This window comes from Singulisphaera photorubra (assembly GCF_045290345.1).
Lineage (GTDB): Bacteria > Planctomycetota > Planctomycetia > Isosphaerales > Isosphaeraceae > Singulisphaera.
Genome location: NZ_CP155447.1, coordinates 9,129,790 through 9,142,364, shown reverse-complemented (window position 1 = coordinate 9,142,364; position 12,575 = coordinate 9,129,790). Strand labels below are relative to the sequence as shown.

The following is a 12,575-nucleotide window of genomic DNA, read 5'->3' as shown; positions in this document are numbered from 1 at the left end:
GTCACGGTCCTCTTGAAGGAATGAAAGGAAAGGGCTCGATGGCCTCAGAGTGACTCGAGGAAGTTGAGGATGTCGGTGATCTCCTCATCACTCCAGGGTGTATCTCGCGGGTGCCTGTGCTCGCGAAAGACCGCATCCAGCGTCTTGGCCCGCCCATCGTGCAAGAGCGGAGCACGATATTGGACGCCGCGCAGAGACGGCGGATTGAACCGGCGCTGACCGACTTCATCAGCCAGTCCCACGTCATGGAGATGGGGCGACGTGTACTCGGGCTTGGCGTGACAGGAGGCGCAATTCGCCTCGAAAAGCGATTGACCGCGCTGGGCCGAAGCCGCTTTCGATGGGGCGACCGGGGGAATTCGCGGAAGCGAGAGGGTTTGCAGGAAGGCCGAGATTTCCGCCACTTCGCTCTCGGTCGGCCAGACTCCTTGAACGGTCGTCACGGTCGATTGATGAACCTGTTCATCAAGGCGATCGTTACGGCCGGTCCAACCCCAGGGTCCCGTCTGGCTCGTGCCGAACAAGGAAGGGACGCGTTTGGGCGCACCATAGCCACCGTCACCGACTGTGTCGACGTTGAGACCGTTCGAGTGGCCGTCAGTGTGGCAACTCTGGCAACTCATCCAGCCGCCTCGCGAGAGTCGCGCATCGTAAAACAAGCGTTCTCCACGCTCCGCGAGGGAGGGTTCGCGGCTGGGACCGAGAGGAATCTGGGCGAGTCGCTTGCCAGTCTTCATCTCGAACACCGAGACAGTGTCGTCGAGCGTATCCGCGACATACCCCAGCAACTCTTCGGCGTCCAACGCAATCGCGGTCGGCCGCTTTCCGCTCCCGGTTCGGATCTCGAGATGAGAATAATCCAATCCAGTGACCACTTGATCGACTCCGGCCAGGGCGAGAATGACTCTCCCCTTGCGGTCGCAGACGAGCGCGGACGGATCGCCCGAGAATCGGCCGAGGTCGATCACCTGATCCGTTTTTGCGGTACGGGGCGACTGCGCGTCAGGTTGCAGCTCGAGCAGAGGATCGAGCTTGAGAACGCGAACTTTATTCGAGAGGAGCGCCCCCCACTGAATATCGTCCTGGATCGCGCGGGCGTCCGGATTGAGCTCTTGATGGGCGAGCAGCAACGAATCGCCGTCGGGGGTCAGGGCCAAACCTCGGATGTTGTGGGCCGGCAACGAGTGAACCGCCAGGAGACGGCCCTCGGGCACGTTGATCAGCGCCAGCTTTCCTCCGAACGCGTCGGCCACGACGAGTGTCGACCCATCCCGTACCAGGACCATGTCACGCGGGCTGAACGGAAGGTCAATCGAACGGGTCAAACTCAACGTCGATTGCGTGACGGTTGGGGTCCGTCCCCTCGAGAAAAAGGTCACGGAACGTCCCAATCGTGAGGCCACAATGCAGGTCGACCCATCAGGGGTGAGTACCAGCTTTACCGGGTCGAGTTTCACCGGTTGTCGTGAGACGGCTGTGAGCGAGTCGTGGCGTTCCTCTAGCAGAAGGATGGCGTTTTCCTCCTGGTCGAGAGCGAGCCATGACGTGCCGTCGGGCAGGGAAACGAGGTCGGCCAACCCTTTTCCAACGGGATATTCGGCAACGACCTGGCGTTGCCGGACGTCGATGACCGAGACACTCCCCTTGTTTCGGTTCGCGACGAAGAGCCGGGTTCCCTCACGATCGAAACAGAGAGCGACCGGCCGCCGCGCCGAGGGCGGTACCGAAGCGGACGGCGCGGGCGTGGCGGCCTTGACGCCGCCGCTAAAACCAAGGCAAATCAACATAACAACGAGCGAGCCCCGCCCGCGCGGGGTGCCCTTGCTTTTGCATTTGGACCAGGTTCGCGGCAGCCCCGGCCAATGGTCCACGGGGTTCGAGTCCCTCAGTGCGTGCCGTACCAACATGGGTCGTTCTCGATAGGACCAGAAATGACTCGCCCCCAACTGAAACGATCATTTCTCAGCATTCGAGCAGAGCCAGATCGCAAGTGGGTCATCGACTTTCGGGTGATTCCCTGGAGACATAGGCGAAATAGGCGCCACAGATCTCGCCACCATTCTCGTCATAGAACCAACTTTGCATAGGTAACTTGATGTCGCTCTTCAAGTTGACGGTAAAAGTGATGGCCTTGGCGTCGGGGGGAACGGGCCTGGTTTCATCCATGTCGCCAATTTTCAAGCGTGCCCGGGCGATTGGTAGTGCCTTGCCCGTTTGTAGCTTGCCATCGACGGCGGAAAAGGCGGGAACGCCCGCCGCGATCGCGGCGTCGGCCTCTTTGGGCCAGCGACGAAGTTCGATCGTGTAAGTGCCCTCGGCCACGGGCAGCACGTGCCACGGGCCGTTACTCGGCTTGCCGGTCCGAAGGTCGTTCATATTATCGCAATAAACGTTCGCCCAGTCGGCCGCCGAGAGCGTCACGGGGTCCTCCCGATCCGAACCAAGGACGATCGGCGTGAAGTTGTCGAGCTCCGGAGCCGTGTCGGCCCACCAGTGTTCGTAATGCTCGCGCAGGCGAGCGACGACTTCGGGGTGTTGCCTGGCGACATCTTTCGTCTGCCCTGGATCGTTCGAGAGGTCGTAAAGCTCTTCACCATGGACCAGTCGCCACTTTTTCGATAACACGGCACAGTCCCACTTTGCCGGCTTCTGCCCGTATTGCACGACGAGAATCCGGTCGGTCAGCGTCTCCGTTGTGCCGCGAAGCAGGTCGGCCAGGCTCACTCCATCGAAGGCCGATGGCCCTGGTGAAGGAAGTTTAGCGAGGTCGATCAAGGTCGGGAGCAGGTCCTGGACCTCGGTCAAGGCGTCCAGATCGCTCGGTTTGCGGAGATCACCGGCCGGCCAGCGGACGAAGCAGGCGGCGCGATGGCCTCCCTCATAGTACTGCGTTTTCCTCCCTCGCATGCCGGCATTATAGACCTGGGCTCCAGCCGTCGCTCCATTATCGTTGAGATAGATGAAGATCGTGTTCTCTTTCAGGCCTTTGAACTCAAGGAACTCCTCGAAGCGCCCGAGATTCTCGTCGAGATTCGCCATCATTCCCAGGAAGGCCGCTGGCCCGCGTCCCTTGTAAGGGGTCTTGTATCGCTCCGGAACCCAGTGTGGGCCGTGGGCCGCGTTGGTGGGAAGATAGAGAAAGAACGGCTTGTTCTTCTTCTGGGACTCGCCGACCCAGCTCATGGCGAGGTCGAACCAGACGTCGGTGCAATAGCCTCGGTACTGAGTCAGGGTTCCGTTGTGGCGAAATCGGCCATCGAAGTAATCGTTCTGCCAGAGGTCGGCCATGGAAGTAATCCCCCACCCCAGGTGGTAGACTGCCTCCTGGAAACCGCGATCGTTGGGCAAATTCGGAAAGCTGTCGCCGAGGTGCCACTTGCCGAACATCGCGGTCCGATATCCCGCGGCGGCAAACAGTTCGGCCATCGAGGGAATTCCGCGCCGGATGAAGGATCGCCCGGCGGAGACCGAGGTTGCCCCATTGTGCAGGGCATCTTTTCCCGTCAAGAGCTGCCCGCGCGTCGGCGTACATATCGGGGCGACGTGGAAATCGGTCAGCCGGACGCTCTGGGCATGCAGCCGGTCGAAATTCGGCGTTTTGAGCACCGGATTTCCATGGCATGATAAATCGCCGTAGCCGTTGTCATCCGTGAGCAGGATCACAACGTTCGGGCGTTTCGTTTCGCCGGCTTGGGCCGGAACGAAGAGGACGCACGACAGTAACGCAATCGAATGCGTGAGTCTTCGGAAGCTCATGGCTTTTGCTCGGCGAACGTGGGCGCGAGGCCAATCCGGTCGAAGGGGACAGGCGTCATCCTTTCCCTTGCCAGATACTCAGCATACGCTGCACCCAATCGCCCCGAAAGCCCAGCCAACTGGTCCCCTCGGGCGAAATCGATCAATCCCGAGGCCCATCCTCTGATTCCCAACACGGCCAGCTCGATCTCGACGGCGACCGGGGTCGCCGATTATCCTAATCCGTTCCTTGCCGGCTTGTGCGACGATCACGGGCCTGGGATCGGTCCCATGTCACGAGTCCCCCAGCGCGTGGTTTCCTCGCCTTGAACGATCAAGCTTAACTGTCATCACATGATGGAATTGATCCAGTGCCATGTCACAACAAACCCTCGCACTCGTCGTAGTCGCATCAACGCTTATCGACTTTTTCGTGATCGCCGCCATTTTCTTCGGGGCTCGGTGGTTCGGTACTCGAACGGATTCCGCGGAAATCGGCATGAGACATGTGCTGTGTGCCGTGTTGGTCACCGCATTGGTCTTCATGATCAAGCTCACACCGTTGACCTTGTTGGGATTGAATTATTTCGGGGTCATCAACCTGATCTATGTCGATCTCATGGTTCTTCCACCCGCGGCCGCGGTTGTCCTTCTGGGGGCTTCGTGCATCCCGTTTCGTGAAGGGCGGCGGGTGACCGTGTCGAAACCAGCGCGGATCTTCGCGGTGGGGGCATTTGCGCTGATGCCGATCGGCGTTTATGCAAGCTGGATCGAGCCCTTCCGCCTCCAGTTGGAATCGACTCAGGTCCCAATCGCTCCAGCCCGGCAGGGTAAGGCGATGATCCGGGTCGGAGTGATCGCCGATCTGCAGACTTCACGGATCACGGATTACGAGCGGTCCGCCATCGATCGGCTGATGTCGCTCCGGCCCGACCTCATTCTGATGCCGGGGGACTTGTTCCAGGGATCCGGGAAAGAGCTCGAAGCGAATCGTTCGGATCTCATCGAGCTGCTCAGCCGGCTGTCCGCACCCGGCGGCGTCTACTTCGTCCTGGGCGATGTTGACCAGGGACATTACCAACTCGAAGAGATTCTTCAGGCGGCGGGGATCGGCTTGCTCGTCAACGAGGTGACCCGGATCAAAATTGGCGACCAGGATGTGACGATTGGTGGCGTTGAGTTGGATCCCAGTACGGGTCGCGCCAGGGAAACCATTCAGACGCTGGAAACGGAACCGGGGGACGGCGACATCCGGATCCTTGTCGCTCATCGCCCCGATGTGGCGCTCGGGCTGAAGCGACGCTCTCGGATCGATCTGACCGTGGCCGGTCACACTCACGGAGGCCAAATCGTTATTCCCGGCTTCGGCCCCCCCATGACCCTGAGCAGGGTGCCTCGCCCGGTCGCCGCCGGTGGGCTGCATGCACTCGTCGAGAACCGGCTCTACGTGAGCCGAGGAGTTGGCTGTGAACGAGGGCAGGCTCCGCGAATTCGCTTCTTCTGCCCGCCCGAAATCTCCCTGCTCGAACTGACTCACGACTCGTCGAAGTAGAGTCGAGCCGCCTCGGCCCAATCAACAGATCCTCGCCATCGCAGGCCAATCGGCTGGTTCCGCTGGACCACGGATTTGTCGTCGGATTGCTCGGGGCCTGTGAATTGTAGAGCTTCGCCGAACCCGTTACTCCCAACGTCAACGCGATCGGTCATGGCAACATCGTCGGCCTAACAATTCCCGTAGGGTAGCCACGGCCCACCATCTTAACTCCTCTCTGACAAGGAGATAGGAATGGTGGGCTGTGGCCCCCTTGCGGGAAAAATCGGATTCTGGCCGCTAATCAATCGTAATTCGTTGATAAAGTCATCACGGGTTAGGCGAAGCTTTATATTGGAACCGAAGGGCCCGCCCCGAATCCGCACCGATCTCTCAAAGCGCAAATCGGAACACGATTTGACAATCAAGTTGCCAAATCGGTTCTTATTAAACTAAAACAAGAACTCACGTCAACAATAGTTAGCGTCTGCTTGAGCCAGGAGAGTCTCACAAGACCAAGTCGCCGATAACAGAACAAGCAAGATCAACCTGGGCTTGTTTGCAGGGATGAAGGAGAGCAATTCATCCGATCCAGTGCGCCCTGCGGCGGCTCAGCGATTGGTGCTCTGAAGGGCGACGGGGCGAATCACTTCTTGATAGTCGGCACGACGAACCACGCTGTCGACAAGCGGAGTCGACTCGCCCGCCAATGGGACGACCGTGGATTCGACGACCTGTTCCAAGGGAGCAGGCAATGCTCCGAGTACCTTTGCTCGTTCCGCATTCTCCTGAGTTTGACGCGAAAACGCAGCCATTCTCTGCTGCAACGAACGTTCCCGTTGCTCGAGCTGATTCGCTTTGTCATGGAGATGGAAGGCCGAGACGAGCAGGGCACCGATGGTGATCAACCTGAGCGCCGAGTGCTCGGACCGAGGCGACCACCTGACGAGATGGGACCATGCACGCTTAGGAGTTACCATGGACTGACTCCTCCTTGAGACACGGCCTATTCGAGGCTCATTCCTTAAACCTGTAAAGCTCGCGTTAAGAACCGTACCGTGGGCCTGAGAATTTTGGAAGAGGGACCTGACAGATTCATATCGAGTTCTTTAGACGCTGCGTCATAAACCCATAAGTTTTTGGGGTAGATTTCACGAGAGCGATGATTACATACGTTCGACTTCGGTCCCGCGATGTCGCGAAGCGTCGTGAACCGAGCTCTGAGTTCGCGATAAGTTCAGAGCAACCTGGCTCTCAACGCATCATCCACGAGCGTCGTCGTGAACGACAGACGGCCATGCGAACGGCTAAAAAAGTTCGGCGATTGGCTGGCCGTCGGTCAGGATGGGAATCGGTCGGCCGCTGTGGTCGTGGTAGGCCTTCGTCGTGTCGATCCCGAACCGTCGATAGATCGTGGCGAGGAGGCAGTTGCTGTTCAAGGGGCGGTCGACGGGATCTTCGCCGCGGGAGTTGGTCGAGCCGATCACCTGTCCCATTTTGAGGCCGCCACCTGAGAGGAACGCACTCATTGCGCGGCACCAATGGTCGCGACCGGGCCGTTTGCTCTTGTCCTGGTAGGCGATCTTGGGAGTCCTGCCAAATTCGCCACAAAAGATGAAGAGAACGTTTTGGTCGAGTCCACGCACGGCCAGATCGTCGATCAGCGCGGAGACGGCCATGTCCAGCGCGGGCATGCGTTGTTCGTAGGCTTTAAAGATATGTGAGTTAACCGAATGGTCATCCCAGTTGGTGGGGCCGAGAACCCCTGTTTCTTTGGTGATCGGAAAATGGGCGCTCAACTGCACGAAGCGAACGCCCGCCTCGACCAAGCGGCGCGCCAGTAAGAGCCCTTGGCCCCCCGTCGTTCGCCCGTAACGATCGCGGAGCCGGGGATCTTCGCGCGAGAGATCGAAGGCGTCCCGAGTCCGTGAACTCGTGAGCATGTCCAACGCGCGGCGGTTGAACTGATCGAGGGCCTCCATCGTCCGGCTCCGGTCGATCTCCCTGCGGAGGGTATCGAACTCTTTCAGCAGGTCGTTCCGCGTTTGGAGCTGCCGGGCGCCTTGGGGAGTGAGCGAGAGGTTTCCGACGCTGAACGTCGGACTGTTCGGATCTCCACTCGAGATAAAGGGAACGTAGGCAGGCCCCAAGTAGGCGGGGCCGCCACCGTAGAAGCTGCCATTGGCCACGAACAAGGGGAGATCGCTCGCCTGAGGTTCGAGGTGTTTGGCCACCACGGACCCGATCTCGGGAAACTCGCTCTGGAACGGGTTGGCCGCCACGCTGGCATAGCCGGAGAGCATCCGGCCAGTCCCCCCCGAGTGCTCGTTCCGGTTGTGGAACAGGCTGCGCACCAGCGCGAATCGGTCGGCCCGCGCTGCCAGGTTCGGAAGTTGCTCGCTAATCTCGATCCCCGGGACGTTCGTCGCGATCGGCCGGAACGGGCCACGATACTCGGACGGGGCGTCCGGCTTCAGGTCGAAGGTATCCAGATGGCTCGGTCCCCCCGCTGCCCAGAGGAGAATCACCGAGAAATCACGGTCCGCTCGAGGCGAGGCAGCTTCGGCGGCCAGGAGTCCGGCCAGATTGGTGGACAGGCCGCTGGCCAGGGCCCCCAGGTTGAGTGCACCGAACTTCAAGAACTCGCGACGACGAACCGGCCCTGGGCAGACGTGAGGCGTTCGTGGCTCTGACATCAGAAACGGTCCTCGACGCGATGAACCCGCCGCGCTCGGCGTCAAGCGCGCGGCGGTGAGAGTGCCGACCGATATCCTATCCACTAGTGAGTGTAGAGAAACTCTTTCGTATTCAAGAGCACCCAAACCAGGTTTTGAAAACCTTCGGACGGGCTGGGACTACTCTGTAGGTAGGATCGAGCCTTCTCCAATTCCTCGCCGGTCGGTGGTCGCGAGAAGGTGGTCAAAAAGAGTTCTTCGACCCGATCATCCAGAGACCTGGGATCCTTGGCCAATCGCTCTGCCAAGCCTCCCTTGCTGGCCACCTTGTCGAGAATGAACCGATCGTTCATCAGAAAGAGGGATTGGGTCAGGCTCGGCTGGGCAATGCGCTCACATTCGCAAGCGCTTTCCCGTGGAGGCCGACCGAACAGGGAGAGAAACGCGTTACCGGAATCCTCATCAGGAAGTTGGGTGGCTTTGGTGCCCGAGGGAAGTCCGCGGTACTCGGTCCGAGCGCCTGTCACCGAATCGACGGCGTCCAGCAAAACCTCGGCCGCGAGCCGTTGGGGATAGAATCGCGAGTACGACTGCGTTTCGTCGAGGTTGTTGTCACTGGGAAACGCGCTCAGTTGATAGGTCGTGCTGGTGCCGATCAGGGAGACGACCCGACGCATATCGAACCCACTCTTGATAAACGCATCGGCCAACGCGTCGAGAAGTGGCTCGTTGGAAGCCGGGTTGGTCGCACGGATATCGTCGAGCGGTTCCACCAAGCCCCGGCCGAAGAAGTGAGCCCACATCCGGTTGACATAGGCCCGCGCGAAGTACGGATTATCGGGAGTCGTCATCCAATCGACGAGATGCGACCGGGGATCAGCGTAAGGGGGAACCTCCACAGGGGGAGCATTCAAGCCATGAGGAGCGACTACACGTCCGGTGACGGGGTGACGGACCTCGCCGCTCGGCTGGACGAAGATGACTTCGTTCGCGCGCCGTTCTTCGATTCCCAGTCCCCCCTTCCGGCCGACCCGTGCGAAGAAGGCGGCAAGGCCGTAGTAATCGTCCTGACTGAGCGTCTCGAACGGGTGGTTATGACAACGAGCACAGCCGATCCGAACCCCCAGGAACACTTCCGCCGTGTCATCCACGTACCGGTCGAGGTAGCGTACCTCGGCGTACCATTGGGCGGGTGGATGAATGGAGGGATTGCCACTTGCGGTGATGATTGCGCGGACGATCTGGTCGTAGGGCTGATTCGAGGCAATTGCGTTGCGAATCCAGCGGTGAAAGGCGAGAGTCCCCGACTCACGGTCCTTCTGCTTGCGGCGCTTGATCCGAAGGATGTCGGACCATTTCTGCGCGAAGTGGTCGGCGGATTCGCCGCTTCGTGCAAGCCGATCGATCAACCTTGTTCGCTTGTCAGGGGCCCGATCGCCAAGGAACGACTGCGTCTCGGCGAGTGTCGGGATCCGGCCGGCAATCTGGACCGTGGCGCGGCGGAGGAACCCGGCGTCATCCACCAAGGGAGAGGGTTGCACCTTCAGTTGCCTGAGCTTCGTCAGGACGTGATCGTCGATCAGGTTGGTACGAGGAAAGTCGGCCCATTCCTGTTTCGAGTCCGGCAGACTCTGGGGCACCATCATCCTCGCGACTCCAGCCTGTCCCGCATAGAGACAGACAATGGCTGTGTCGCCGATGCGGTCGGCCGCCGTAACCAGGCCGTGATCGTCAACGAGCGCGACGGCCGGTTCATTGCTCCGGAACTCGGCCGTTCGAGTGACGTCACGCGTGGAGCCATCTCGATAAACCGCCGTGACAATCACCTGCTGCCGCTGCCGGGGCCGCAGCGCTCGGAACTTGGGTTCCACGTCAATTCGCAGAAGGCCAGACTCAGTCTGAGAGTGACTGGACACTCCCTCTGCGATCCAGCGCAAAAGTCGGGAATACTCCGGATCGCTCGCCGAAAGCCGCTTGCCTCCCGCGTGGGGAACGGATCCGATTGGCTTCCGCAAGAGCAAGGATTCTTCAGGCCATGCGGGAAAGATCCGGCGGCCACGCGACCCCTTCACGATCGCATCGTAATCCGCGCCGGGGTCGTAGCCGAAGAGCGAGAGCGCAAATCCACCGCGACCGTCCGACTTCCCGTGGCATCCCCCGCCGTTGCACCCCGCCTTGGTCAAGATCGGCACGATGTCCTTGGCGAAGACAATCGGGAGAAACTGATCCCCCTGAACCACCTCCACGGGAATTGTTGTGCGGAACAGTCCCGCGCTGATCTCGATTTGGGTCCGACCGGTCGAAACCGGAAGGACCACACCGTCCGTTCCCACGGTCGCCACGCCGAGGTCAAGACTCTTGTAGCGGGCGTCTCGTGTCAGGTCATCAACACGACCATCGGGTTGCGGCGCCGAAATCAGCAGTTGTTGACGCGAGTCTTTGCCCTCCAGACGAACGGCTTCCGGAACGGCGAGCAGATGCATCGCATCGCTTGACGTTCCTTGTCCTTCATTCTGGCTCGCGGCCACCGGCAAACAGGTCAGGGCCATTCCATAGCCGAGGAACCGACAGACCGTCTTCAGCCGCTGATGAGCGTTCCGGAACCCGAGAAAGTCTCCCGGCATGGCACCCACCCCGTTGAAAGCTCACATCACCAACTTACACACGCGATCCTCGACAACAACCGAATGTCGATTAATTGTTTTACCATGAATTTCGAGCGAGTCGAGAGTAAACCTCCCTCGGTTGAAGTGGCTTAGATGGGTCGCGTTCGTTCTGACCTGCCGGCGTCCGATCAGGGTGACGCATCCGAGGACTTCGGATTTCGCGGGGCGAGGATTGCGGCGGTGATGCCATCGCTGAGTCGCACGACGGGTGGCTTGCCGTCTTGACCGAGAGTCGCTCCCAGCACGGAGAACGAGTGAAGTTGTCCTTCCACTTCGGTTTCGGCCACAAGCTCGATCGGTCCGGCGACAGTGGGGGCCATCGCGGCTGCGTCGAGGACCAGACTGGCGGAAAGTTGGTTTGCGAGAATCGTGGCCGGTTTCGCGGTCAGCCCCTCGATCAAAATCAGGGGTCGAATCGTGATCGGCGCCTCGTGTCCACCACGGCGGATCGCGAGCAACTGAAGGGGAGCGTGACCGCCCGGAACGAGGGAAAGGCCGCGAGGAACCGTCTCACTTAGATGCATCGCCACCACACGGACCGCTTCCTGCGTCTGTTCGATGGTGAGTCGATAGGCCCGTTCGGGACCGCTCGCGCTGGGGCCGTAAAGGTCGCGAATGACCAGGTTGTACTCGCCATCGGCCGGGGCCTTCCAGGTTCCCATCGGGTCGAGGGTATCCAGCGGGAACGATTTCGGACTCCCCTTGGGATGAGGCGTGTCGGCAAATACCGTCAGAAGCTTCCCTTGGAGATCATAGATTGCCACGTCGAGGTCCATGGCCAGGCCGGCTCTCTCGCCAACGGCTTCGACCCAGATCGGTTCTCCCTTCTTGGCCGGAAATCGATACCAGTCGATCTCGGCGGCTTGCAGGAACCGCCCGGCGATCGAGGCGCCAAGCGGTACGTGCTGCGCCGTATGAGCGGAGTCATGACGCGTGCTGATTTCAGAGACAATCGTGCCATCGATCAGCTCAAACTTGATCGAACCAGACGTCCCAGGATGTTGATAGCCGAAACGCTCGAGCATCACTGAATGAGATCGAGTCAAGCCCGCTCCATCGCGTTCGCCACTTGTCGGGGCGTCGATGTTGACCGGCAAGCGCATCAAGCCCGCGGCGAATCCCTCTCCCGCAGGCTCCCCCCCTGGGATCCGATATCCGAGCAGTTCGACGCGTTGGCGCTTGCCCTTCGTGAGAAGTTGTGGAAAGGCTGCGACCAGGCGAGGAGTGGCCTGGATCACCAGTTGGTACAAACTTGCGGCATCCCGGCGGAACGCTCGATCCTGAACGCGAATCCGATAAATGCCACGGGTTGGAGCGACCAGGTCAAGGGTCGGCTCGGCCTCCCCCCCTCGGTCATGCATCCACTCCTGTCCGTCGGGTGCGAACACGGTCAGGGCGGGAAGAACACTCCCTTCCAGGCTTACGGAACGGAATGCGATCGAAATCTGTTGATCACGATCGAGCTCAACGGAGTAATCGTCCTGGTCCGTCGGTGTGTCGATCGTCCCGGCGATGATAACCGGCGGCTTGACGACGGGAGCCGAACCGGCGGGGTCTTCCTTCGCTCGCTCGACGACCATCGGGAGGTCGTTCACGACAAACCGGCGGGGATTGCTCAGGCCCGTCGGGGTGAGGACCCAGAGGTCCCCCTCGCCTTGCGGCGTGTCTCGCTCGACCCTAAATGCGATGCGTCCCTCAGGTCGCGATTCCAACTGGATCGTCGCACGAGAAAAAAGGACGCGTTGCGGCTCCTGAAGGCCTGTCCCACTGAGCTGAATCTCGACAGACTCTCCCCGAGTGATACCCATCGGGAAGATCGAGACCAACGATGGTTCCGCTCCGCTCGCCGGCCAGGTTGGAAGAACGATGAAAAGGGCCAGCACAATTCGGCGTGAATTCGTCATTGCGGTTCGTCCATGGGCGTCGAGCCAAGCGCTGCAACTTCTCACTACGAACCCACTCGAGAAG

The 12,575-nt window shown here is 60.3% G+C and carries 8 protein-coding genes; 1 reads left to right on the top strand and 7 read right to left on the bottom strand.

Annotated features, from left to right (window positions below):
* Positions 1-44: 44 nt before the first annotated feature.
* A complete protein-coding gene (locus V5E97_RS34105) occupies positions 45-1,787 on the bottom strand; it encodes a cytochrome c peroxidase (RefSeq protein ID WP_406695997.1) in 1,743 nt (580 codons plus the stop codon).
* A gap of 208 nt (positions 1,788-1,995) precedes the next feature.
* A complete protein-coding gene (locus tag V5E97_RS34100; RefSeq protein ID WP_406695996.1) occupies positions 1,996-3,756 on the bottom strand; it encodes an arylsulfatase in 1,761 nt (586 codons plus the stop codon).
* Between the two features lie 478 nt (positions 3,757-4,234).
* On the opposite strand from V5E97_RS34100, the gene V5E97_RS34095 reads away from it, so the two are divergent.
* Positions 4,235-5,287 carry a metallophosphoesterase gene (locus V5E97_RS34095; RefSeq protein WP_406695995.1) on the top strand — a complete coding sequence of 351 codons (1,053 nt, stop codon included), beginning with the start codon at positions 4,235-4,237 and terminating at the stop codon, positions 5,285-5,287.
* Here the strand turns inward: V5E97_RS34095 and V5E97_RS34090 are convergent.
* The 5 genes from V5E97_RS34090 to V5E97_RS34070 form a co-directional block, all read right to left on the bottom strand.
* A complete protein-coding gene (locus V5E97_RS34090; RefSeq protein WP_406695994.1) occupies positions 5,269-5,442 on the bottom strand; it encodes a hypothetical protein in 174 nt (57 codons plus the stop codon). The genes V5E97_RS34095 and V5E97_RS34090 overlap by 19 nt on opposite strands.
* A 435-nt stretch (positions 5,443-5,877) precedes the next feature.
* Positions 5,878-6,246, bottom strand: a complete 369-nt coding sequence (locus V5E97_RS34085; protein WP_406695993.1) for a hypothetical protein — start codon at positions 6,244-6,246, stop codon at positions 5,878-5,880.
* A gap of 327 nt (positions 6,247-6,573) precedes the next feature.
* On the bottom strand, positions 6,574-7,962 hold the full coding sequence (locus V5E97_RS34080) for a DUF1501 domain-containing protein (protein ID WP_406695992.1): 1,389 nt from the start codon (positions 7,960-7,962) through the stop codon (positions 6,574-6,576).
* 83 nt (positions 7,963-8,045) lie between these two features.
* A complete protein-coding gene (locus V5E97_RS34075) occupies positions 8,046-10,565 on the bottom strand; it encodes a DUF1549 and DUF1553 domain-containing protein (RefSeq protein ID WP_406695991.1) in 2,520 nt (839 codons plus the stop codon).
* Between the two features lie 170 nt (positions 10,566-10,735).
* Positions 10,736-12,511, bottom strand: a complete 1,776-nt coding sequence (locus V5E97_RS34070) for a PPC domain-containing protein (RefSeq protein ID WP_406695990.1) — start codon at positions 12,509-12,511, stop codon at positions 10,736-10,738.
* Positions 12,512-12,575 lie beyond the last annotated feature (64 nt).